We start from the raw sequence: 23,628 nt of genomic DNA, 5'->3' as shown, positions 1-23,628 counted from the left end.
TGGCGTTGAATGATCGAAATATAGATTTCATTAAAACAATAATACTATGAAATATAAATTTCGCAAAATAAACATCAGAGGTCTTTATGAGCAACCTGTTTGCCGGAGCACAAAACCTAGGTAAGTCCTTTATGTTGCCGATAGCTGTCCTACCTGCGGCAGGCCTGCTACTGGGATTCGGTGGCGTGTTCACCAATCCGGTTACTCTCTCGACCTATCCAGCCCTCAACAGTGAAGTAATTCAGGCTATTTTTACCGTCATGAAGCTGTGCGGTAGCGTGGTCTTTGATAACCTTTCACTGCTGTTTGCTGTAGGTATTGCCGTTGGTATGGCCCGTAGTGATAAAGGTACGGCAGGTCTTGCGGCAGTTCTGTGCTATATCGTGATGAACAAAGCCATTAATGCGTCACTTCTGTTGTCCGGAACGCTGGCAACAGATAATCTGGCCGCAGTCGGGCAGGCGAGTGTGATGGGGGTAACCACCCTTCAAACGGGTGTAATGGGTGGGATAATGAGCGGCCTTCTGGCCTTTTGGGTCCAGAAAAGGTTCGGTAAAACGGAGTTGCCAAACCTGTTGGCATTTTTTAGCGGCTCCCGTTTTGTGCCTATCGTCAGTTCCTTCTTTGCTATCTTCCTTGGTGTGGCGTTGTTCTGGGTTTGGCCTCCTATCCAGACTGGCATTACCCATCTGGGTGGTCTGGTTGAGAAGACCGGTTATATCGGAACTCTGTTCTACGGCATGATCCTCAAATGCCTTATTCCTCTTGGCCTCCATCATCTGTTTTATTTACCTTTCTGGCTGACCAGCGTCGGCGGTGAACAAATGGTTGATGGACATCTGGTACAGGGCACGCAGAAGATCTTCTTTGCTCAACTAGCCGATCCCTCCGTGACTCAGTACTACATTGGGGTATCCCGCTTCATGGCCGGACGCTTCGCAGACTTCATGTTTGGTCTGCCGGGGGCTGCATTGGCCATCTACCATTCAGCCCGTCTTGAGAACAAGAAAAAAGTAGCCAGCCTGATGCTTTCTGCTGCGTTGACTGCGTTTGTCACCGGTATCACGGAACCGCTGGAATTTGCCTTCATGTTCTGTGCACCGTTGCTGTATGGCGTGCACATTGTACTGACCGGGGTGGCATTTATGTTCACCCACATCCTGCAAATCACAGTCGGACAAACTTTCTCCGGCGGGCTTATCGACTTCCTGCTGTTTGGTGTTCTTCAGGGCAATGCCAAAACCAACTGGCTGCTGATGCTGCCACTCGGTGCTGTGATGTTTTGCCTGTACTACTTCTCCTTCCGCTTCCTTATCAAATGGCGTCAGCTGAAAACACCGGGCCGTGAAGATGAAGTTGACGATGAAACTCCGGTTGTATCTATCAGTGGTAATGAACGTGCTGCGGGGATCGTGCAGGCGCTGGGCGGACGGGAAAATATTGTGGATGTGGATTGCTGTGCTACCCGCCTTCGTATCACAGTTAAAAACCCGCAAAATGTAGTCGTGGAGGCCTTTAAACAACTCGGCAGCCGTGGGGCATTTGTCCGTGGAGAGGGGGTTCAAGTGGTCTATGGGCCGCACGTGACTCTGATTAAAAACGAAGTCGAAGAATTTATCGGTTCATAAAGAAGAGACGTCTTATGAAAGCTGTAATGCTGATGTTTGATACGCTGACGCGTAACCATCTCGCCCCTTATGGGGGCGATGCTATCACCCCGAACTTTACCCGGCTGGCCCGCGAGTCTGCACAGTTTGATAACTTCTATGTCGGCAGCATGCCCTGTATGCCGGCCCGGCGTGAACTGCATACCGGTCGTTACAATTTTCTGCACCGCAGCTGGGGGCCAATGGAGCCGTTCGATTTCTCCACGTTCCAGGCACTGAATCAGGCTGGTATTCACGCTCACATGGTGACTGACCATAAACACTACTGGCGTGATGGTGGTGCAACCTATCATACCCGTTACTCTACTTTTGAGTTTATCCGCGGTCAGGAAGGTGATTGCTGGAAAGGTCAGGTTGAGAAACCTGCGATCAAATGGCAGGGCATGGAAGATGAAGAAACCCTCCGTCGTCGCAACGGGCGTATGACCCAAGATCTGATCAACCGGGCAGCGATGCCGACTCAGGAAGAGCACTTTACTCACCGTACCATCAGTGCCGGTCTCGACTTTCTGGAAACCAACAAAGATCAGGATAACTGGTTCCTACAGATCGAATGTTTCGATCCCCATGAGCCATTCTTTGTTCCTGAGAAGTACCTTGCGCAGTATGGCTGCATGCCTGATGAATTTGACGGATGGGTACCATATTACTGCGGTGCCCCTGGTGGCAGTGATGATGAAAAAGTCCGCAAATTCTACCAGGCGTTGATTACCATGTGCGATGACTACCTTGGTCAGGTAATGGACAAGCTGAAAGCGCTGTGTCTGTGGGAAGACACGTTATTCATCGTCTGTACCGACCATGGTTTCCTGCTCGGTGAGCACCAGTGGTGGGGCAAGAACATCATGCCGGTGTACAACGAAATCGCGAATACGCCGTTCTTTATCCGCGATCCACGTTGTAAAGCCGAAGGCGTTCGCCGTAGTGCGCTGGCACAGACAGTCGATATTCCGGCGACGTTGCTGGAGTATTTCAATGTGCCACTCCCGCCCTCCATGACCGGTAAACCGCTACGCCCGGCGGTAGAAAATAATACCTCGGTACGGGACTATGCAATGTTTGGTTACTTTGGCGGCCATATCAATATCACCGACGGCAGCTATGTCTATATGCGTTGTCCGCGGCAGGAAGGGAAGGAAAATCTGTATGAATACACTCTGATGCCGACTCGAATTGACAGCATGTTCAAAGTGAGTGAGCTGCAGAACATAAGTATCCATCCTGGCTTTGATTTCACTCAGGGCGCTCAGATCATGCAAATCCCCGTCACCTTCAGCTACCTGAATCCATGGCGGTTCGGGGATAAACTCTTCGACCTCAAAACCGATCCGCAACAGATGCGTCCACTTCACGACAGCGAGCGGGCGTTTCAGTATGCTCAGGCGATAATCGGAATGATGCAGTTGCATGATGCACCACCGGAACTGTATGCCCGCTTCGAATTGGATCCCCTGTCACCCGAGCGGGAGTTGGACTTCGCAGAGCGATGGACCAGACAGGCGATGTGCGGCGGGAAAGAGTATCGCTGCGAGCATCATGGTGTGAATGAAGCGTTACGTTTTGTCATCAGTGCAGCTAAGGAGCTGGGTTTATCTCAGGACGAACTCCTGAAGCATTTTCCTGCTAGCCATTTACTGACAGCAATGGATATCTTCACACTGATTGACGCCTGCTTTAACGGAGACAAGCATAAAGCGCTGGTTTATCAGACCCGGTTGTTGCTGAGGACAGAGTAACCATGAACGATTGGCAACTTGAAAACGATCGCTATCGGGTCACGGTGAAAGCAGTTGGCGGTGAATTATCCAGAATTCGGGATAAACTCAGTGGTCGTGAATGGCTGTGGCAACCCGTTCCTGGTATCTGGAACAACTCAGCCACCCAATTGTTTCCTGTCGTCGGCGTGCTTGTTCATCAAGGGATTTGTGTGGACGGTCAGTTCCTGCCGCTACCGGCACACGGCTTCCTACGCCAACAGACATTTGATTGTATTGAGCAGGGAGAAAGCCTGTTGCTGCTGGAGGCGCGAGCTAAACCTGACACCCTGAGTGTGTGGCCATGGTGCTGGCGGGTTCAGCTACGGCTCATGCTGCATGAAGACGGGCTCAGTGTGTCACAGCGTGTCTTCAATGATGACCGCCAGCCATTCTGGTATTCCATCGGTTGGCATCCCGGGTTTGCATTGCCTGTTGCCTGCGAGTCAGGCTGGCATTTACGGTTTGGTAATAATGCCGTCAAAGGGCCATTTCCAACCCATAACCGAACGCTGGTTACGGAAGGTCAGACTAAGACAACGACTTTTTTTCCACTGACAGATGCATCATTCCGGGATGGTGCCATTTACTTCGGTAACTGCCGGCAGCAACAAATCAGAGTCTGCTCACCTATTGGAAAAACCGTCATGACGCTTGAAATGGTTGAACATGATTGGCTGGCGCTCTGGAGTATTCCAGGCGTTGACCTGCTCTGTATCGAGCCGCTTGCCGGGACGACCGATGCGCCTGATTTTGATGGTCATGCAGAGAATAAACGCGGAATACACCAGCTTGCTCCGGGCCAGAGTCAGGGATTCAACGTAAGACTACGCTTTGCGGTAGACGCATGAGCGGGGGATTGACAGAATACCCGTTATTTTTCATGCAAAAGGGTCAGGTGCAGCAATGAGCGTGAATCGCGAGAATGTGCGGATATATATCAGTAATGTACTGGGTGGGCTCGGAGAAACTGACCAGCATATTGCCCGATTTATTCTGGAGCAACCTGCGACAGTTGCGCAGACGCCGGTACGTAAACTGGCGGAAGCGATGTCAGTCAGCGAAGCGACGATTGTACGCTTTTGCAAAAAAATTGGTTATACCGGACTGCTTGAGCTGAAAGCGGCCCTTAAACGTGAACTGTTGGACGAGCGCGAACAACTGCTGCCAACGTCACCGGATATCTTCCTGGATGATACCCGCAATGATGTGGCGCAGAAGATTGCCATGACGGTGGAAACTACCCTGAATGAGACTATCGGCCTGCTGGACATGAAAGTGGTCAATCCGGTGGTCGAGAGGTTTTTGACGGCCAACCGCGTCCTGTTTGTCGGGTTTGGCGCTTCTGGTCTTTCGGCAATGGAAGCTCGTGACAAGATGAATCGTCAGGGCATCGACTCTGAAGCCTACACCGACCGTTTCACCATGACGTTGAAACTCGCTAACCTTAAGCCCAAAGATCTGGTGGTGGCATTTTCACACTCCGGTGAAACACCGGAAGTGGTCAATGCCTTCCGCATGGCCAAAAAAGCGGACGCGCATTGTCTGGCCATTACTCACAGTCCACAGTCACCGCTGACCGAGCTGGCAGACACCTGGCTGCTGACCAGCGGCTGTGCGGGCCCCTACCAGGGCGACTCAATCGCCACCCGTATGTCACAGCTGTTTATGATCGAGTTTTTATGCACGGAAATCACCCGCCACAACCTGCGCGACAGCTCATCGACTGGACTTTCGATTAAAGAATTGCTGATAAAAGAAAGGATTAAACGTGAATCTACAGGATAACACTCAGTCAACACACCCAAGGGGAAAGTGGTGGCTTGCGGGGAAAACCCCGGATTACCGTTTTACGCTCGCCAATGAGCGCACATTTCTGGCCTGGATCCGCACTGCTCTGGCATTGATGGCGGGTGCTGTTGGTATCGAGCAGTTTTCCCCCCAGTTATCCTCTGCCGAACTGCGTACGGGTATCTCAACGCTACTCCTGCTAGCGGCATCGGTCATGGGGTTTATGGCATGGCGACGCTGGCGGCAGAATGAATATGCCATGCGTCTTGATAGCAATTTACCCTACACCTGCGCTCTGGTCATTCTGGCTGCGCTCATGATTTTACTCGCAATATTGCTGGGAACGTTACTGTGGCAGGGAAGATCATAATGAATAGAGATCCGGGCCTACAACCGGAGCGTACACATCTATCCTGGTGCAGAACCGGTTGGTCTATGCTTGCGCCGGGTTTACTGTGTCTTCGGGGCTGGAGTCATACTGGTAATGTACTGTACATATCGGCTGGGATGCTTTTGCTGGGCGGGGCGCTGATGATGTTTTGTGGCGTCACTAAAGGTCGGCATAACACTGTTTCTCTGATTATTGTTGTATCCGGGACTCTGCTCGTACTGATGCTTTTCTCTTAGTCGGTATTTAAGAACGCCATGACAATGGCCCGTTACCATCAGCTGTTTTTTCCCCGTTTAGAGCAGGCTTTTTGCTTTTCTGCGTTTGAGTACGCGGCCTGACAGGGCCTATATAAAAAAGCCGGGAACTTGCCCGGCTGGATCTTATCTCGTTAGCGGAACGGTGGTTCGTTGAAGGTACGCAGCTTACGCGAATGCAGGCGGTCGCCTTCGGCACGCAGCAGGTCAATCGCGCGGATGCCTATCTGTAAGTGCTCGGAAATCGCGCCTTCATAGAAACGGTTCGCTTGTCCTGGCAGCTTTATCTCACCGTGCAGCGGTTTATCCGACACGCAAAGCAGCGTGCCGTACGGGACGCGGAAGCGATAACCCTGTGCGGCGATAGTGGCGCTTTCCATGTCAATGGCCACCGCGCGGCTTAAGTTAAAGCGCAGTGATGAGGCGGAGTAGCGCAATTCCCAGTTACGATCGTCGGTCGTTACCACCGTCCCGGTGCGCAGTCGCTGTTTCACTTCCTCTCCCGGCATCCCGCTGACCTGTTTTGTCGCGTCATACAGCGCACGCTGGACTTCCGCGATGCTTGGAATGGGAATATCTGGCGGCAGTACGGCATTAAGCACGTGGTCATCGCGCAGGTAGGCGTGCGCCAGCACGTAATCGCCGATCGACTGGCTCTCACGTAGTCCGCCGCAGTGGCCAATCATCAGCCAAACATCCGGGCGCAATACCGCCAGGTGGTCGCAGATATTTTTGGCATTCGATGGGCCAACGCCAATATTGATAAGCGTAATCCCCTGGCCGTCTTTGGTAATCAGGTGCCAGGCCGGCATCTGGTGCTTTTTCCATGCCAGGTCGGAAATGGCTTCTTCCGGAGCTTCGGTGTCGGCCGTGATCCAAATCCCGCCCGCGCAGGAGAGAGAGACATACGGGCTATCCGGGTCGAGAATCTGGCTGCAGCCCCAACGTACAAACTCATCCACGTAGCGGGTGTAGTTGGTGAACAATACGAACGGCTGGAAGTGTTCTACCGGGGTGCCGGTGTAGTGGCGTAAACGCGCCAGCGAAAAATCAACGCGGCGAGCGTCAAAATGCGATAGCGGATAAAATTCCGTTGGATGAGTCAGACCGTCCGCCGTTTCATCGCCAATTTGCGACAGCTCGGTGGTGGGGAAAAAACGGGTGAGATCGGCGCTCATGGAGCGATCCAGATTCAGGCCGTCAATGACATACGGAAACGGGATTTCATGTTGTGAAGCGCCAACTTCAATATGCGCGTCATAGTCTTCATGCAGCAGCGTGAGCTGTTCCAGCAGATAACTGCGAAACAGCCCCGGCTGAGTGATCGTCGTGGTGTAGCAACCGGAATGCGTAAAACGGCCAAACGCCCGCGTCTTTTGGGCTTTATGGGCGCTACCGCTCCAGGAGACGGAAAGCTGGGGATAGACAAACAATCCGCCGGCCCGCGCCTCGGCGCTGGGCAGGGAACGATCGTCAATAAACAGGCGAATAGCATCGCGTAATGCACGTACCGATTGATCGTATAGCGCCTGGAGTTGGTCCAGTGCCTGCTCTGGGGTCAAACTCACGCCCGTATTACTCATCGTTCGCTCCTTGTGTCAGAACTGCAGCTTTTCCCGATAGTATGCCAGCGGATGATGAAACAAAAGCGTTAGCCGGTTCCCGTATAACAACTGATTAACCTTTAACCGTCTTATTAATAATGCAGGTAAAAGCAGCATTGCAGGTGAAAAAAGCTATAATTAACCGATATCTGCCGTGAATGAGGAAAGGGACATGGGACCTCGTGTAAAACTATTGTGTGCGCTCGCTGTGGCGTTGGGCTGCCAGAGTGCGCTGGCCGTGACGTATCCACTTCCCCCAGAGGGAAGTCGTTTGGTGGGCAGCACGCTAAATATCACGGTGCCGAAAGATAACCATCTGCCGCTGGAGGCCTTTGCGGCCCAGTATGGGCAGGGGTTGAGCAATATGCTGGAGGCGAACCCTGGCGTGGATGTCTTTCTGCCGAAGTCGGGCTCGACGCTGGTGATCCCACAGCAGCTGATTCTGCCGAATACGGTCCGCCAGGGGATTGTGGTGAACGTGGCGGAAATGCGGCTTTATTACTATCCGCCGGGAAGCGGTACCGTGGAGGTGCTGCCAATTGGTATCGGCCAGGCCGGACGCGAAACGCCACGTAACTGGGTGACCACCGTGGAGCGCAAGCAAGAGGCGCCAAGCTGGACGCCAACCGCGAACACGCGACGCGAGTACGCCAAACGCGGTGAAAGCCTGCCAGCCTTTGTTCCAGCGGGGCCTGATAACCCGATGGGGCTTTACGCTATCTACATTGGGCGTCTGTATGCTATTCATGGGACGAATGCCAACTTTGGTATCGGGCTGCGCGTCAGCCAGGGCTGTATTCGTCTGCGCAATGACGATATCAAGTATCTGTTTGATAATGTTCCGGTCGGTACACGAGTGCAGATTATTGACCAGTCGGTGAAGTACACCACGGAACCCGACGGTAGCCGCTGGGTTGAGGTACATGAACCGTTGTCGCGCAACCGCGCAGAATATGAATCTGATAACAAAGTTCCATTGCCTATTACTCCCGCACTGCGTAGTTTTACCCAAGGGGCAGGGGTCGATGTGAATCGTGCTAACGCTACGCTGGAGCGACGCTCCGGTATGCCGGTCAATATCAGCACGTCGCATAACGCCTTGTAAGCTTGTGACAGTACGCAGTAAAAAGCCCGCCTGATGCGGGCTTTTTGTTATGGCGAACGTCTGAGCGTCAGTGCTGCAGTTGTGATAAAGGAGAGTGAGATGAGTGAAGTGGTGAACTGGGGGATTCTGGGGTACGCGCGTATCGCGAAAAACTCGATTATTCCAGCCATCGACCGCGCCGACAATGCGCGGGTGTACGGCGTGGCTTCGCGGAACAAAGCGGAGCTGCCAGCAGGGGAATGGCCGCAAAGTTATGACGATTACGCGGCGCTGCTGGCCGATGATGCTATTCAGGCGGTCTATATCCCGTTGCCTAACTCATTGCATAAAGAGTGGGTGATTCGTGCACTGGAAGCGGGTAAACACGTGCTGTGCGAGAAGCCAATTGGCTTAACGGCTGCCGAAGCCCGGGAAATGCAGAAGGTTGCCGCCCGGCACGACCGTTTACTGATGGAAGCCTTTATGTACCAGTACACCGACCGTGTGCGGGTGATAAAAGAGGTCATCGATAGCGGCGATCTGGGCGCTATTCGGCATATCAACGTTTCGTTCCGTTTTCTGCTCGACCGGCCGAACACCATTAAAATGCAGCCTGCGCTGGGCGGCGGGGCGCTGTATGACGTTGGCTGTTATCCGGTCAACTTTGTCGGCCTGGTCACCGGGCGTCTGCCGGTACAATGTAAAGCGCTGTGCGAAACGCAGGATGGCGTCGATACCAACCTTTCGGCCCTGCTGCAATATGATGATGGCCTGATTGCCAATATTCACTGTGGCTTTAATGCCTTTGGCCGCAACTATGCGGAGATTATTGGCACGAAGGGCATGTTGTGCATTGATAAGCCGTTTCTTGATGATGCAGGAACGCTGTATCTGCATACGCCAGAAGGGATCCGCGAACTGCCGGTTAGTGAGTCCGATCGCTACCAGGCGGAGATCCGCCATTTCTCTAGCGCGATTCTGAACCAGCCGTCAAAAATCATTCCGCTGGATGAGACCGTTCGCAATATGCAGGTGTTGGATATGATTCGCGCCGCGCTGTGATGATGTAAAAGCAAAATGCAAAGAGCCTGCCCGCGTGCAGGCCGTCTGCTCTCAAAACGGGCTGGCGCTGCGGGCAGCGATGGGTTCACCGCTTACAGGATGCCTGAAGTTTAGTTCACTGGCATGCAGCATGAGCCGTGGCGTTTGCTCGGTGCCCGGCGGCAAGAGGCCGCCGTAGAGATCGCAGCCCAGGATCGGATGCCCCAAATGCTGGCAGTGGATGCGGAGCTGGTGCGTGCGTCCGGTTTCGGGGGCTAACTGAACGCGTGTTAACGGTAATGCATTGCCGTCTTCACGCGGTTGATAAAAGCGTTCAGTTACCTGATAACGAGAGCGAGCGGGTTTGCCGCTGACGGCGCAGATCGCCATCCGTGGGAATAACGCCGGATCTTTGGCAATCGCTGCGTCAATGATCCCTTCATCCTTTTCCAGATGTCCGCAAAGCAGTGCGCTATAGACTTTTGTGACCGTTCGCTGGCTGAACTGCTGACACAGTGCGGCATTTATCGCTTTATTGCGGGCAATCACCAATAACCCGGAGGTGCCGAAATCGAGACGATGCACCAGCGTGCAGCCGGGAAATTGCTGTACCAGCCGATAATGTACCGAGTCGAGATTCTGCGGGTTTTTACCCGAGAGGCTCAGTAGCCCGCTGGGTTTATTGACCAGCAGCAGGTGTTCGTCCTGATAGAGGATTTCGATTTGGTCATGGCACGGCGGGGCAATAAAAGTATCGATAATCGTAGACATCAGGCGGCCTGGCAGACGAAGGAAGAGGGATGATAACTCATTTAGGCAACGCATACCGTTGCCGTATTTCTTTCGGCCTCGATGGCCCGGTAGAAAAAGAGTCGAATGCAGAAAAGCAAAAAGCCTGCTTAAAAAAGCAGGCTTTTCAAATTTGGCTCCTCTGACTGGACTCGAACCAGTGACATACGGATTAACAGTCCGCCGTTCTACCGACTGAACTACAGAGGAATCGTGTGAACGAGGCGCATATTAACGATGTCACCCTGGCTTGTCAAAGGGTGAAAAGCGCTAATAAGTTCGTTTGCTGATAATTTCAGCAATTTCCCGCCGGTTGCCGATTTTTTGGCTTATTTGCACCGTGAAAGTGCAGATTTACCCCTTATGGGGCAGATCGCAATCTTCTGACTGGGTCAGAAAAGCGCTTTAGCGATAGGTTTACGCGGTTTTAGCGCTATTTCGAAAACTGGCAAGCATCTTGCAACTCCTCCGATTACTTAACGCCAGCGTGGCGAAGAATCCCAATCGGAGGCAAAAATGAACTTCAGACGCCTGAAATACTTTGTGAAAATCGTCGATATCGGCAGCCTGACCCAAGCCGCAGAAGTATTGCATATCGCGCAGCCTGCGCTGAGCCAGCAGGTGGCGACTCTGGAAGGGGAACTCGATCAGCAGCTGTTGATCCGTACCAAGCGTGGGGTCACGCCGACGGAAGCGGGTAAGGTGCTGTATACCCACGCGCGTACGATTTTGCGTCAGTGTGAACAGGCGCAGCTGGCGGTGAACAACGTTGGGCAAACGCTGAGCGGTAGCGTGTCTATCGGCCTTGCGCCGGGGACGGCGGCCTCTTCGATTACTATGCCGCTGCTACAGGCCGTCCGTAACGAACTGCCGGACGTGCTGGTCTATCTGCACGAAAATAGCGGCACCGTGCTGAACGATAAACTGCTCAATAACCAGTTGGATATGGCGGTGTTGTATGACCGTGCGCCGCAGTCCGGCATTGTCAGCCAACCGCTGCTGAAAGAAGATCTCTATCTGGTGGGCACCAGCAATTGTCCGGGGCAGAGCGTTGACCTTACCGCGGTGGCCGAAATGAACCTCTTTTTACCGCGCGACTACAGCGCCGTGCGCGCTCGTGTGGATGAAGCTTTTTCACTGCGTCGCCTGACGGCGAAAATTATCGGTGAAATTGAGTCGATCTCGACTTTAACCGCCGCCATTGCCAGCGGTATGGGCGTGACGGTTCTGCCAGAATCGGCAGCACGCTCTTTGTGTCATGCCGCCAACGGCTGGATGGCGCGAATCACGACGCCGTCAATGAGTTTGCCACTGTCACTCAACGTTTCAGCGCACGGCAAGCTGACGCCACAGGCGCAGGCGGTAAAGGAAATCCTGATGTCGCTGGTGAGCCGGCCAATGCTTGATAACCGGGAATTACTGTTGGTTAGCTAAGCTTATATTCCATTCAGATATAAGTTGCTGGTTTTTATTATTTGTTCGCGAAGGCAACAGACTTTAACAATAGTGCAATGTCTGATTGACCCGGAGGGAAGCGTGAACTTCCAGCAACTGAAAATAATTCGTGAAGCGGTGCGGCAGGATTACAACCTGACCGAAGTAGCCAATATGCTTTACACATCGCAGTCCGGCGTGAGCCGGCATATCCGTGAACTCGAAGAAGAGCTGGGGATTGAGATCTTCATTCGACGCGGAAAGCGCTTATTAGGGATGACCGAACCGGGTAAAGCGCTGCTGGTCATTGCCGAGCGTATTCTCAATGAGGCCAGCAACGTGCGCCGTCTGGCCGATCTGTTTACCAATGATGCGTCGGGCGTACTGACCATCGCCACCACGCACACTCAGGCGCGCTATAGCCTGCCGCCGGTGATTAAGGCGTTCCGCGAGATATTTGAGGATGTCCGCCTGGAGCTGATTCAGGGGACGCCGCAGGAGATTGATGCGCTGCTACACAGCGGGGGCGCAGATATCGGGATCGCCAGTGAGCGTCTAAGTAACGACGCCACGCTGGTGGCTTTCCCATGGTTCCGCTGGCACCACAGCCTGCTGGTACCCAAAGATCATCCCCTCACGCAGACCACGCCGCTCACGCTTGAGGCCATCGCTCGCTGGCCGCTTATCACCTATCGTCAGGGGATAACCGGCCGTTCACGTATTGATGAAGCCTTTAACCGTAAGGGGTTAACGCCAGATATTGTGCTGAGCGCACAGGATTCTGATGTTATCAAAACCTACGTTGAGCTGGGGTTAGGAATTGGTCTGGTGGCAGAGCAATCAAGCGATGCGCAGGAGTCCGGAAGCCTCGTGCGGCTGGATACCCATCACCTGTTTGACGCAAATACCGTCTGGCTGGGGTTAAAGCGCGGGCAGCTCCAGCGAAATTACGTATGGCGCTTTATTGAACTGTGTAACGCCGGGCTTTCTCTGGAGGAGATTAAACGCCAGGCGATGGAACTGGAAGAGAACGTGTTGGATTACCAGATTTAGTTCGCGCCGCCGCGTTTCAGTGGCGACCAACGATGTACGTCAATGAACCCAGCACCACGAGCGCTGGGTTCTGCACATGAAAAGCCAAACCATTATGCCCTGCGGCTGAATTTTCGCGATCCCGCGACGCAAAGAATTACGCCTAAAGTGACCACCAGCATCATCGGGCTCACGCTTTCGTGCAGCAGCGTAGCGGATAGCGCTAAACCGAAAAATGGCTGTAGCAGTTGCAGTTGACCGACGGCCGCAATGCCGCCGGCGGCAAGCCCCTTATACCAAAAAATAAAGCCAATCAGCATACTGAACAGCGAAACGTAACCTACCGCCAGCCAGGCCGAAGTGGAGAGGGTGCTTAAGGTTGGCGGCCGCGCGACGAAAGCGGCGACCAGCATCAGGGGAAGTGAAAGTATCAGCGCCCAACTGATCACCTGCCAACCGCCAAGCGTGCGCGTTAGGCTGGCCCCTTCGGCATAACCTAAGCCGCAGAGTATGACGGCGGCAAGCATCAGTAAATCACCCATCAGCGAGGCGGAGGCATTCTGCGTCAGGGCAAAGCCCGCGACCAGAAGACTACCGAGTACGGAAAATACCCAGAACGCAGGCCGCGGACGCTCGCCGTGTCGGAGAACGCCAAAAATTGCCGTCGAAAGCGGCAGCAGGCCAAGGAACACAATCGAGTGAGCCGAGGTGACGTGCTGTAAGGCCATGGCGGTCAGCAGCGGAAAACCGATAACCACACCCAGCGATACCACGATTAACGAACGGTACTGCGCGGGGTGAGGACGCGGTTGGCGAAAACTGGCCAGCAGCAAGAGGGCCAGAATACCGGCAATCGCGGCGCGCAGAAAGGTGAGGAAAAAAGGGCTCATCTCCAACACCGCAAGGCGGGTAGCCGGCAGGGAACCGCTAAAAATCACCACGCCCAGCAGGCCGTTGAACCATCCACGGTAGGCGGCGGAGCCTGTCTTATCTACTGCTGAATTCACCACGTTAACCTCATCGTTGAGCCATTATTCAAGCGATGCTAAGTTGAGATGACTAGTACAATCAAAAAATTGTCATGGATACATGTGGTGAAGACTCGTTATAAAACAATCGTCGATAGTTTTGCCCGCGCCATTCGAAGCGGGGGGCTTCCGGCTGGACATCGATTGCCTACGCATCGGCGTTTAGCGGCGGATGAGCATCTCTCTCTGGCGACGGCGACCCGCGTCTATGCGGAGCTGGAGGCGATGGGGCTTGTGAGCGGTGAAACCGGGCGTGGGACATTTGTCAGAGAAACCGCGCTGCCCGCCGGACACGGGGTGGATCAGCAGGCGGTCGCTGCCGACGTTTGCGATCTTAATTTTAATTATCCGACGCTTGCCGGGCAGGGGGATGCACTGCGCGAAGCGCTACGAACGCTTTCCGCCGTGGGGGATATTGAATCACATCTGCGTTATCAGCCTCACGCCGGAAGGTTTAGCGAGCGCGAAATTATGGCGGAGTATCTGTCCGGTGCGGGGCTTTCGCCCAGAGCCGAAGATGTGCTGCTCGTGAACGGCGCGCAGCATGGCCTGGCGGTGACGGTGATGGGGCTACTCAGGCCGGGGGATGTCGTCGCCGTCGATGCGCTAACCTATTCGGGCTTTAAAGCGTTGGCAGAAATGTATCGCCTTGAGCTCATTGCTATTCCCTGTCGACAGGACGGCCCCGACCTGGATGCTTTTGCCACGCTTTGTGCGCAGCGTGATGTGCGCGCGGTATACAGCATGCCGACGTTGCATAATCCGTTAGGCTGGGTGTTAAGCTCCGCGCAGCGTCAGCGGTTGGTTGCTATTGCCCGCCAGCACGACCTGTTGATTATTGAAGATGCGGCTTATGCCTATCTGGTTCGCCCGTCGCCACCTCCGCTGGCGGAATCTGCGCCGGAAAGGACGGTCTATATCACGGGCTTTTCAAAAAATGTGGCAACCGGGCTACGAGTTGGCGTAGTGGTGTGTCCTGATGCGCTGAGAGCGGCCGTTGAGAGGGCCATCAGGGTGACAACCTGGAATACCCCTTCATTGGTCAGCGCGCTGGTATGCGGTTGGATTACAGACGGTACAATTTCGCGCTTTGAAAAGCTGAAACGACAAGATGCGCATCTGCGCCAGGCTTTGGCGCGCGAATGCCTGCGCGGGCTACCGTATATCGGGCATCCTGAGTCCTACTTTGTTTGGCTGCCGCTGGCCGATGAATCCCGGGCCGACCGGGTGGCGAGCATGTTAATGGCGAAGCAGATTTCGGTCTCAACGGCAGAACCATTTTGCGTTTCGGCTACTGTGCCACAGGCGATACGCATTGCGCTGGGGTCGGTTTCGATGACTGCGTTGAGGGATGCGCTATTAACGGTGCGTGAAGTGATTGAGTTTGAGCAGTACGGAAGATAAAAAGCAAAAAGCCTGCTTAAAAGCAGGCTTTTCAAATTTGGCTCCTCTGACTGGACTCGAACCAGTGACATACGGATTAACAGTCCGCCGTTCTACCGACTGAACTACAGAGGAATCGTGTGAACGAGGCGCATACTACTGTTCCTCGATATTTGTGTCAACACTAAAATTAACTTGCTGATTCAATTGGCTGAATTTAACTCAGGATGTTATTTTAGTGTACTGTCGATGAATTTTCATCCTGTTGGCTATTATCACGCAACCTCTGGAGTGGATCCTGGCGATAGAAGCCGCAGAAACGTTGCCAAAGAGCCGGGAAGCGCGGAGCGAATAGTTCGGGGGCGCTGAAAAAATACTCAGAGAGCACCGCAAAACATTCTGCCGGATCGGTTGCGGCATACGCATCGATGCTGGCCGCATTTTCGCCAACTAAATCAATCTCATCCTGAATATTGTTCATCGCAGCGTGCAGGTCGTGCTCCCATCCTGCGACGTCGCGTAGCGGAATAAACGGCACGCCGCTGGCACGATCGCCGTTGCGGGTATCCAGTTTATGCGCCACTTCGTGGACGATCAGGTTAAAGCCGGATGCATCGAATGAGTCCTGAATATCCAGCCAGTTCAGTACGATAGGGCCCTGCTGCCAGCTTTGTCCGGACTGTACCACGCGCTGATTGTGAACGAGACCAATATCGTCTTCCCACTCATCGTCGACGACAAAAGGAGCAGGGTAGATCAATATTTCATGGAATCCGTCAAGCCATTCGAGACCGAGCTCCAATACGGGCAGGCAAAAGAGCAGCGCAATGCGCGCTTCGGTGACGGGTTCTGCGACCAATCCCTGCAAGAATACCAACCGCTTATGTTGTAAAAAACGTTCAGCAAGCTGAACCAGCTTAGCCTGTTCGTCGTGGGACAACGTGGCTAACAGCGGTATTGCCAGGGCTTGTTCCCAGGGCAAATCTGTTTTATCGGCGGTATCGCTTGCTTTCCAGGGCCATTTAATCATCATTTTGCTCGCAAACTCGTCACTTGAACGCAATTGAAGAGACTGGGTCTGTTAAAATGCCAAATAACCTGGCATGATGGCAACCATCAAAACGGAGAGATGCCGGAGCGGCTGAACGGACTAGTCTCGAAAACTAGAGTAGGGGCAACTCTACCGGGGGTTCAAATCCCCCTCTCTCCGCCAATCAAATCACCTATCCCCCTGAATCATAAAAATTTAAATTGTATTCTTATTTTTCAGCATGCCAACCGGAGTGTCATTTATCTTTGGCTTATTTTAGAACAGTTCGGTTTCCGTTGAACTTCCTTTCTTTCGACAAACTATCACTTAGCCAACCAGAGCCGATAGCGCTTTGCAACTATGTCATTCATTTTGTGAGCTAAGTCGTGTTGCGCCAGCGTAATCATTCGCCTGTCTGAGAAGAAAAGATGACGCTGCGGCTGTTTTGCGAACAATGTTATCTCGACCCCCCGGCCCCGTTCATGCGCATGCTTCTTCGTTCCCCTTGTCCCACTCGTCCACAGGTAGGCTAAATGGGGGCTGCAAATCAGCACGTCCGTGTCGATATTTTGTTTATTTTTAAACGAGATTGCGATTTTTTAAGTTTGGATGGTATGCGTAAATACTGGTTTGCGTATTTTTTGCGCAGGCCACGTTGCCCTCTATAATTGTGTTGATTGCTAATGACCAGGTGCAGTTATGCATATTTCACCCCCCATCCGACCAGAGCAGAGTATCCAGCGTTTAACGGCGCTGCTTGAGCCGATTGCCGAGAGAGTCAAAGTCATACCGCGCAAGCGTATGACGTGGACGCATAAAAACCAGCCGCAGCTGTATCTCTTTTTAGAGGGGGAACTTTCTATCCTCCGCGCCTCGGATGGTCTGCTGATTGTGACGGTTTATGACCCGCATTTGTTTGGTATTGCCGAAATGATCCAGCCGGTGCGAGGGCATATGCTACGTGCGGAGACGGAGTCGACCATCCTGCGCGTTGATGCCAAAACGGCGATGGATATTTTTCGTCAGCACGGTGTGTGGGAAGATGCTGTCGCATTACTGTCCTACCATACGGCCTATCTTTTCTATCGTGATGCCTTATTGGTGCAACAAAAAACCTATTCGGTGATTCGCGATCATCTACAGGAAATGAGCCAGCTACCGGAAGAGACCCGAATGCGCATCTCAATCCTTGACTATATTCAGGAACGTACCCATTTATCACGCAGTAGCGTATTAAATGTACTGTCAGCGTTAAAAAATGGTAATTATATTGAATTTAAGCGCGGCGGCTATCTGGTTAATTTAAATAAACTTCCCGAGCGTTTTTAGCGCTCGGCGCTTGTCCAGAATTAAATAATAAAGCGATTATCAGTTACGCTTTTCTATCTTATTGTAAAGCCACTTTATTTGTATCATTTTCACGTACAGAGCACGGCTTGACAATAGGACTATTATGAAGAAGACACTGATTACGCTCATTATCGCGAATGCCTTGACGGCAACAAGCGCATTTGCCGCAGCCGATGCCGGGAACTGGTATGCCGGTTCAAAATTTGGTTGGTCACATTATAACGACACGAATTCTTCGCATGATGTCGACTTCGATAGTGATAATGTCGGTGGCGGTATTTTCGCCGGTTACCAAATTAACACCTGGCTGGCGGTAGAAGGAGGTTACGATTATTTAGGTAACATGGGCGTTAATGGGCATCATGGTGTCTCCGGTTCGCAAATGAAAAGCCAGGGCCTTCAGGCCTCCTTGAAAGCCAGCTACGGCCTGAATAGTGATTGGGATTTATATGGCCGTGCGGGAGTGATGGGCTACCGCGCAGAGTCTGATATTAAAGGGCATAACAACTTCGATACTGGTATTCGTCCGGTGCTGGCGGTCGGTACCGAATATGCCTTTAATCGCAACTGGGCGGGTCGTCTGGAATATCAGTGGGTCAGCAATGTAGGGAATGAAAATCAAATTGGTGCCAGCAGCGATATCAGTTCGGTGATGGCCGGCATCAGCTATCGATTTGGGCAATAACTCCGCCATTGATCGCAACCCCCGCATGGTAATGCGGGGTTTTTTGTTATCCACGGAGCAGCGGTGCGAGTGAGGTATTTACCTGCTGGAGACCATGGAAATTCTGTTCTTTGAAGTAATAGTTGTTCATCATTCTTATTTGATCAAGCCGTGAAAGCGAAAGATAAACCTGATGTACCTGGCTATGATCGTCAAAGATATCGGCCGTTTTAACGTCTAACAAATAGTCGGTTTTTAAACCTAACGTCAGGTTGTCGATAATCTGCTTATTTTCCTGATGCAACGTAGCCAGTTCTTCCGGCGCGGCAGGGGATTTTGTATTCTGCACCACAGGAATGTGTAATGCGTTTATTTTAACCAGCTCTTCTGGTGGTGATGAGCTGCAGGCGGTGAGCATGGATATAACCAGTGCCGCAAAAAGTAGCTTGTGCATGAAATTCCCTGATGAAGATAATAACGACGATGATTATTATCCCGTTGGGCACAGGCTCAGCGAGCATTAATTAATTTAAAAATAAACGATGGGTTTTGAACTCGGTGAATGGCATAACCGCAGACCGATATTGTAGAAAATGCCGGCATCACCCACCGCCGGCACTTGATGAATGGCCTAAAGTGCCGGAAAAAGGATCATTAGCGACAGGCCGAACTCTCGCGAATCACCAGCTCTACCGGCAGCAAGCGCATCGACGGTGGCTCATTGCTCAGCAGCAGATTTAACGCCTCGCATCCCAGTCTCTCTTTGTCCACCGCCACGGTGGTTAACGGCGGCTGTGACCAGGCCGCGGTCTCAATATCGTCAAAACCGACAACCGCAACATCCTCTGGAACCCGAAGCCCTCGCTGGGCACAGCACTGAAGCACCAGCAAAGCAGTGGCATCGTTATAAGCAAATATGGCATCCGGGGGCTCCGGCAGCGTGAATAATTCGTTAAGCGCCTGCAGTAGCGAATGCTCCGTGTCGAGTTGAGGCAGGGCGATTGCCTCATACTCCGGGGGCATAAGCAATTTGGCCTCATAAAGCGCTTTCCGATAGCCTTTTTCGCGCTGATGAATGCTGTAATGGGCAAGCGTGCTGGCAAGAAAAGCAATACGTGAACGTCCCTGTTCGATTAAATGGCGCGTGGCCAGATAGCCGCCCTGCAAATTGTCCGGGTTAACGCATGGCAAAGCGGGGGCCAAAAGGTCAGTCAGCACCATGGGGAGCTTAAGCTGCTCCAGCAACGCCAGCAGCTCGGGTTCAAAGAAGCCGGCACAGATCAGGGCATCTGGCTGATGTAACATCACCTGGTCGGCGACGGCATCACCGGGCCCTATGGATAAAAAACTCAGTGCGATACCCCGATCACGGCATGAGGATTCGATGCCTAAGAACAGCGGCGAGTAGAATGGCATCGCGCGGCGGATATTATGCTGGCGATGAAGTAAGAAGAGCACTCGTTTAATTTTGTCGCTGCGCAAACGGCCGAAGTCATATCCTTGCTGCTCGGCGGCGGCAATGATACGTAGACGGGTTTCTTCCCGTAGCCCCGGCTGGCCCTTAAGGGCGCGAGACACTGCGCCGGGGGATACGCCGCAGGCAGCGGCGATATCCCGGATTCTTACTGCTTTTGCCATTGATTTCTCATATCTATAGTTTGCGCTGGGCGCCCAACCAGGCCGCACCGCGCACGCCGCTGCTATCGCCGTGGCGTGCCTGTACGACAGGGGTGAAGCACTTCTTACCAAACACATACTGCGCGATACGTTCCTGCAAGCCAGGGTACAGCTGCGCAATGTTTGATACGCCTCCACCTAATACGATGACATCGGGGTCAAGCATGTTCACCACGCCCGCTAGCGCACGCGCCAGCTGATCCCGATAAAGATCCCAGATCAGGGCGGCGTGTTGTTCACCGGCATTTAGCCGAGCCATAATGTCCGGTACCCTAACATTTTTACTAAATTTCTGAAAATACTGCCGTTCCATCCCGCTGCCGGAAATAAAGCTCTCATTACAGTTTAGCTGCCCGCAGTAACACTCTGCGGATTCACCGTCTTTATCCATGCGGTAATGAGGGAGCGCATTGTGTCCCCACTCGCCGGCGCAAGCGTTGGGTCCCGTAATCAGACGCTTGTCGACGCATAGGCCGCCACCACACCCGGTGCCGAGAATAACGCCAAACACCACGCCATAACCTTTACCTGCTCCATCGATAGCCTCCGAGAGGGCAAAGCAGTTGCCATCATTGGTTACTGCAATGGGCATAGCAAAATGTTGCTCAAGCTGTTGGACGAAGGGCTGATGATTGAGCACCAGAATATTTGAATTTTTGATCAGGCCATCGCGGCCAGCGGCCCCCGGAATGCCAAGGCCAATGGTGAGATCGGCGCGCGTTGCGTTACGTGCGTCGGTAATTGCATTGATAACGGCTTGAAAGAAAAGATCATAGCGCTGCTTTGGCGTGGTATAGCGCTGGCGATAAACAGTTTCACCATTCTCATCGAGTACGACGGCTTCTATTTTAGTACCGCCAATATCAAGCCCTAATTGCATGATTGCCTCCCGGCTTACGGTTTCATGATGGAAGGCAGTCTAGGGATTTTGTTTACTAGACAAAATTGAATAAATCGATTTATGTGAGTAAAGACTCAATAAATGCTGATTTATCGGTTTAATAACGGTGGGATATGTTTAGTAAATGAATAACGGTTTCTGCACATGCGCGAGAAACCGTTAAAGGAAGGGACTAGAAGCGGTAGCCGATACCAATGTTAAAGCCGTTTATGCTGTAGTTGTCATCCAGGTCGGCGGTAGTTCCTTCATAACCGACGTTGACGGTGAGGTTCTCGATGGGGTTAATGATGACCCCTGCGCCGTATGCGAATGAGGTTGATTTGTAGGACTCACTTGCGCGCATGATATCGTTACTGCCGGCGTTCAGCCATTTCACGTCGGCGTCGGCTTTGGTGCGGGCGGCACCGCCCAGAGCATACAGCGAAACATAATCGTTAATACGGTACGCAGGGCCGACCAGCAATGAATAGTATTTCACATCAATATTGGTATTGACCGCATCAGAATCAACATAATAATGACGGTCTTCACTACCGCTCATATAAGTAAATGAACCGACAACGCTAAACGGGGAGTCAAATTCATAGCGATATTGCAGGTTCACACCACGGATATTTTTAAAATCCTGAACATCACTTTGGGCATAACCAATCGAAACGCTTTGGTTATCTGCAAACGCCATTCCACTCGTTAATCCTGAAATAACCAAAACTGCCAGAGAGAGTTTTTTCACTTTTAATAACCTTTTAAATCATATTGTTAGAGTTGTTGCGACCAGAGAACTGCGCCAGCAAGTATATCGAGCTTGTCATATGCGATGAACTACCTGAATTTATGGGAGAGATGAGTGAATATTGTTAAGCGACAGATTTTAGCTAAGAATAATCTTATGAATTGTGCTTTTTGGATAATTCGATTACGGAATTTGACGCTAAGAGTGAACGCTTAAATTGTTTTAATGTGGGATGAAGACGGGGGATTTTCAGGATAAAAAAAGCCAGCATTGCGTCAATGCTGGCTAATAAAGAAACGCGTCGCCAGGTTACCGGCGATGCGTGGTTTAGCGTTTAGTACATCCCGCGCACTGTGTGTTCTGGATCTGCTGGAAAAAATCGTTACCTTTATCGTCTACCAGCACGAATGCAGGGAAGTTTTCGACTTCAATTTTCCAGATAGCTTCCATACCCAGTTCCGGATAGGCCACGCATTCGAGGCTCTTAATACTGGTTTGCGCCAGCACCGCTGCCGGGCCGCCAATGCTGCCGAGGTAGAATCCGCCGTGTTTATGGCAGGCATCGGTAACCTGCTGGCTGCGGTTGCCTTTGGCCAGCATTACCATGCTGGCGCCGTGCGACTGGAGCAGATCGACATAGGAATCCATACGGCCTGCGGTGGTTGGGCCTAAGGAGCCTGACGCGTAGCCTTCCGGGGTTTTGGCCGGACCGGCGTAGTAGATCGGATGATCTTTCACGTACTGCGGCAGCGCTTCACCGTTATCAATGAGCTCTTTGAGCTTAGCGTGAGCGATATCGCGCGCCACGATAATGGTCCCGTTCAGGGAAAGGCGCGTAGATACCGGGTGAGCGGAAAGCTGCGCTAAAATTTCACTCATTGGCTGATTCAGGTTAATGCTGACCGCGTTGCCTTCGCCCTGCTGGCGCAGCTCTTCTGGAATGTACTGCGCCGGATTATGCTCCAGCTTCTCAATCCAAATCCCGTCACGGTTAATTTTGGCTTTGATATTACGGTCAGCAGAGCAGGAGACGCCCATACCGATTGGGCAGGATGCGCCGTGGCGCGGCAGGCGAATTACGCGGATATCGTGAGCAAAATACTTACCGCCAAACTGTGCGCCAAGACCAAGATTTTGCGCCTCGGTCATCAGTTCCTGTTCCAACTGAACGTCACGGAACGCCTGGCCGTGCTCGTTACCTTCGGTTGGCAGGCCGTCGTAGTAACGGGTAGAGGCCAGTTTCACCGTTTTCAGCGTCACTTCCGCAGAGGTACCACCGATAACAAAGGCGATGTGGTAAGGCGGGCAGGCTGCGGTGCCGAGGGTGCGCATTTTCTCGACCAGGTAGTTTTTCAGCTTCGCTGGCGTGATCAGCGCTTTGGTTTCCTGATACAGATAGGTTTTATTTGCGGAACCGCCGCCTTTCGCGATGCACAGGAATTTGTACTCATCGCCGTCAACGCTATACAGATCGATCTGTGCTGGCAGGTTGGTGCCGGTGTTGACCTCTTTGTACATATCCAGCGCGGCGTTTTGTGAATAGCGCAGGTTGTCGGAAATATAGGTGTTGTAGACCCCTTGAGACAGAGCAGCTTCATCGCCGCCGCCGGTCCAGACGCGCTGGCCTTTTTTACCCATAATAATCGCGGTGCCGGTATCCTGACAGGTTGGCAGAATGCCCTTAGCAGCGATTTCTGAGTTACGCAGGAACTGCAGCGCAACGTATTTATCATTTTCGCTGGCGTCCGGGTCGGTGAGGATTGCGGCAACCTGCTTTTGATGGGAAGGGCGCAGCATAAAGGCCGCATCATGGAACGCCTGCTGAGCAAGCAGGGTTAAGGCTTCTGGCTCGACTTTTAACACATCCTGGCCATCAAACTGGGCGACGCTAACGTGCTCGCGGCTCAGCAGATAATATTCGGTATCGTCATGGGCCAGTGGGAAGGGATTCTGGTAGAAAAACGGTTTGTTCGACATAGCTCTTCACTCCATAAAAATAAAACCGCCGGAAGTTACCCTCC

The 23,628-nt window shown here is 52.6% G+C and carries 22 protein-coding genes and 3 tRNA genes; 14 read left to right on the top strand and 11 right to left on the bottom strand.

The window, feature by feature from the left end; genetic code table 11:
- The first annotated feature begins 86 nt into the window (after positions 1-86).
- Genes KCR01S_RS00900 through KCR01S_RS25810 form a run of 6 tightly spaced genes read left to right on the top strand, consistent with a single transcriptional unit; the run spans position 87 to position 5,839 of the window.
- Positions 87-1,628: a PTS transporter subunit EIIC gene (locus KCR01S_RS00900; protein WP_061279284.1), complete on the top strand. Its 1,542-nt coding sequence runs from the start codon at positions 87-89 to the stop codon at positions 1,626-1,628.
- Between the two features lie 14 nt (positions 1,629-1,642).
- On the top strand, positions 1,643-3,403 hold the full coding sequence (locus KCR01S_RS00895) for a sulfatase (protein WP_061279283.1): 1,761 nt from the start codon (positions 1,643-1,645) through the stop codon (positions 3,401-3,403).
- A 2-nt stretch (positions 3,404-3,405) separates the two neighbouring features.
- The gene (locus KCR01S_RS00890) at positions 3,406-4,272 is read left to right on the top strand and encodes an aldose epimerase family protein (RefSeq protein ID WP_061279282.1); all 867 of its coding nucleotides are present in this window, start codon (positions 3,406-3,408) and stop codon (positions 4,270-4,272) included.
- A gap of 55 nt (positions 4,273-4,327) precedes the next feature.
- A complete protein-coding gene (locus KCR01S_RS00885; RefSeq protein ID WP_061279281.1) occupies positions 4,328-5,209 on the top strand; it encodes a MurR/RpiR family transcriptional regulator in 882 nt (293 codons plus the stop codon).
- Positions 5,193-5,582, top strand: a complete 390-nt coding sequence (locus KCR01S_RS00880; RefSeq protein ID WP_061279280.1) for a YidH family protein — start codon at positions 5,193-5,195, stop codon at positions 5,580-5,582. The genes KCR01S_RS00885 and KCR01S_RS00880 overlap by 17 nt, the downstream gene beginning before the upstream one ends.
- Positions 5,582-5,839 carry a DUF202 domain-containing protein gene (locus KCR01S_RS25810; protein ID WP_072277050.1) on the top strand — a complete coding sequence of 86 codons (258 nt, stop codon included), beginning with the start codon at positions 5,582-5,584 and terminating at the stop codon, positions 5,837-5,839. Before KCR01S_RS00880 ends, KCR01S_RS25810 begins: the two co-directional genes overlap by 1 nt.
- Before the next feature lie 152 nt (positions 5,840-5,991).
- Here KCR01S_RS25810 and KCR01S_RS00875 read toward each other — a convergent pair whose 3' ends face one another.
- Positions 5,992-7,440 carry an AMP nucleosidase gene (locus KCR01S_RS00875; RefSeq protein WP_061279279.1) on the bottom strand — a complete coding sequence of 483 codons (1,449 nt, stop codon included), beginning with the start codon at positions 7,438-7,440 and terminating at the stop codon, positions 5,992-5,994.
- A 193-nt stretch (positions 7,441-7,633) separates the two neighbouring features.
- On the opposite strand from KCR01S_RS00875, the gene ldtA reads away from it, so the two are divergent.
- Both ldtA and KCR01S_RS00865 read left to right on the top strand, forming a co-directional pair.
- On the top strand, positions 7,634-8,566 hold the full coding sequence (gene ldtA, locus KCR01S_RS00870; RefSeq protein ID WP_061279278.1) for a L,D-transpeptidase: 933 nt from the start codon (positions 7,634-7,636) through the stop codon (positions 8,564-8,566).
- A gap of 99 nt (positions 8,567-8,665) precedes the next feature.
- A complete protein-coding gene (locus KCR01S_RS00865) occupies positions 8,666-9,607 on the top strand; it encodes a Gfo/Idh/MocA family protein (RefSeq protein WP_061279277.1) in 942 nt (313 codons plus the stop codon).
- A 51-nt stretch (positions 9,608-9,658) separates the two neighbouring features.
- On the opposite strand, the gene KCR01S_RS00860 is transcribed toward KCR01S_RS00865, so the two are convergent.
- Positions 9,659-10,357, bottom strand: coding sequence for an RluA family pseudouridine synthase (locus KCR01S_RS00860; RefSeq protein ID WP_061279276.1), 699 nt, complete (start codon positions 10,355-10,357; stop codon positions 9,659-9,661).
- Between the two features lie 152 nt (positions 10,358-10,509).
- Positions 10,510-10,585 (bottom strand) — tRNA-Asn (locus tag KCR01S_RS00855).
- A 306-nt stretch (positions 10,586-10,891) separates the two neighbouring features.
- On the opposite strand from KCR01S_RS00855, the gene nac reads away from it, so the two are divergent.
- Together nac and cbl are read left to right on the top strand one after the other, a co-directional pair.
- Complete coding sequence (gene nac / locus KCR01S_RS00850) at positions 10,892-11,809, top strand: nitrogen assimilation transcriptional regulator NAC (protein ID WP_061279275.1); 918 nt, start codon at positions 10,892-10,894, stop codon at positions 11,807-11,809.
- 102 nt (positions 11,810-11,911) lie between these two features.
- Positions 11,912-12,862: an HTH-type transcriptional regulator Cbl gene (gene cbl / locus KCR01S_RS00845; RefSeq protein WP_061279274.1), complete on the top strand. Its 951-nt coding sequence runs from the start codon at positions 11,912-11,914 to the stop codon at positions 12,860-12,862.
- A gap of 92 nt (positions 12,863-12,954) precedes the next feature.
- Here the strand turns inward: cbl and KCR01S_RS00840 are convergent, their stop codons facing one another.
- Positions 12,955-13,851, bottom strand: coding sequence for a DMT family transporter (locus KCR01S_RS00840; protein ID WP_061279273.1), 897 nt, complete (start codon positions 13,849-13,851; stop codon positions 12,955-12,957).
- A gap of 84 nt (positions 13,852-13,935) precedes the next feature.
- Between KCR01S_RS00840 and KCR01S_RS00835 the strand changes: the two genes are divergently transcribed.
- Entirely contained in the window at positions 13,936-15,273 is a 1,338-nt protein-coding gene (locus tag KCR01S_RS00835) for an aminotransferase-like domain-containing protein (RefSeq protein WP_061279272.1), read from the top strand.
- 38 nt (positions 15,274-15,311) lie between these two features.
- Here the strand turns inward: KCR01S_RS00835 and KCR01S_RS00830 are convergent.
- Positions 15,312-15,387 (bottom strand) — tRNA-Asn (locus KCR01S_RS00830).
- Between the two features lie 100 nt (positions 15,388-15,487).
- Complete coding sequence (gene mtfA, locus KCR01S_RS00825) at positions 15,488-16,285, bottom strand: DgsA anti-repressor MtfA (protein ID WP_072277060.1); 798 nt, start codon at positions 16,283-16,285, stop codon at positions 15,488-15,490.
- A gap of 90 nt (positions 16,286-16,375) precedes the next feature.
- Here mtfA and KCR01S_RS00820 point away from each other — a divergent pair.
- The 3 genes from KCR01S_RS00820 to KCR01S_RS00810 all read left to right on the top strand — a co-directional run bounded on the left by KCR01S_RS00820 (position 16,376) and on the right by KCR01S_RS00810 (position 18,317).
- Positions 16,376-16,465, top strand: a tRNA-Ser gene (locus KCR01S_RS00820).
- A 516-nt stretch (positions 16,466-16,981) separates the two neighbouring features.
- The gene (locus KCR01S_RS00815; RefSeq protein WP_061279270.1) at positions 16,982-17,611 is read left to right on the top strand and encodes a helix-turn-helix domain-containing protein; all 630 of its coding nucleotides are present in this window, start codon (positions 16,982-16,984) and stop codon (positions 17,609-17,611) included.
- A 124-nt stretch (positions 17,612-17,735) separates the two neighbouring features.
- Positions 17,736-18,317: an outer membrane beta-barrel protein gene (locus KCR01S_RS00810; RefSeq protein ID WP_061279269.1), complete on the top strand. Its 582-nt coding sequence runs from the start codon at positions 17,736-17,738 to the stop codon at positions 18,315-18,317.
- 46 nt (positions 18,318-18,363) lie between these two features.
- Here KCR01S_RS00810 and KCR01S_RS00805 read toward each other — a convergent pair whose 3' ends face one another.
- From KCR01S_RS00805 to fumA, 5 genes are all read right to left on the bottom strand, one after another.
- Complete coding sequence (locus KCR01S_RS00805; protein WP_061279268.1) at positions 18,364-18,750, bottom strand: hypothetical protein; 387 nt, start codon at positions 18,748-18,750, stop codon at positions 18,364-18,366.
- Between the two features lie 200 nt (positions 18,751-18,950).
- Positions 18,951-19,934 (bottom strand): LacI family DNA-binding transcriptional regulator, encoded by a 984-nt coding sequence (locus tag KCR01S_RS00800; protein ID WP_061279267.1) that lies wholly within the window; start codon positions 19,932-19,934, stop codon positions 18,951-18,953.
- A 13-nt stretch (positions 19,935-19,947) separates the two neighbouring features.
- Complete coding sequence (locus KCR01S_RS00795) at positions 19,948-20,853, bottom strand: ROK family protein (protein ID WP_061279266.1); 906 nt, start codon at positions 20,851-20,853, stop codon at positions 19,948-19,950.
- A gap of 193 nt (positions 20,854-21,046) precedes the next feature.
- On the bottom strand, positions 21,047-21,607 hold the full coding sequence (locus KCR01S_RS00790; protein ID WP_072277049.1) for an Ail/Lom family outer membrane beta-barrel protein: 561 nt from the start codon (positions 21,605-21,607) through the stop codon (positions 21,047-21,049).
- Between the two features lie 327 nt (positions 21,608-21,934).
- Positions 21,935-23,584, bottom strand: a complete 1,650-nt coding sequence (fumA, locus tag KCR01S_RS00785; RefSeq protein WP_061279264.1) for a class I fumarate hydratase FumA — start codon at positions 23,582-23,584, stop codon at positions 21,935-21,937.
- Positions 23,585-23,628: the final 44 nt, after the last annotated feature.

The organism is Kluyvera cryocrescens NBRC 102467 (assembly GCF_001571285.1).
Lineage (GTDB): Bacteria > Pseudomonadota > Gammaproteobacteria > Enterobacterales > Enterobacteriaceae > Kluyvera > Kluyvera cryocrescens.
Note: the sequence above shows the minus strand (reverse complement) of the source record. Positions and strands in the feature narration are given on the sequence as shown.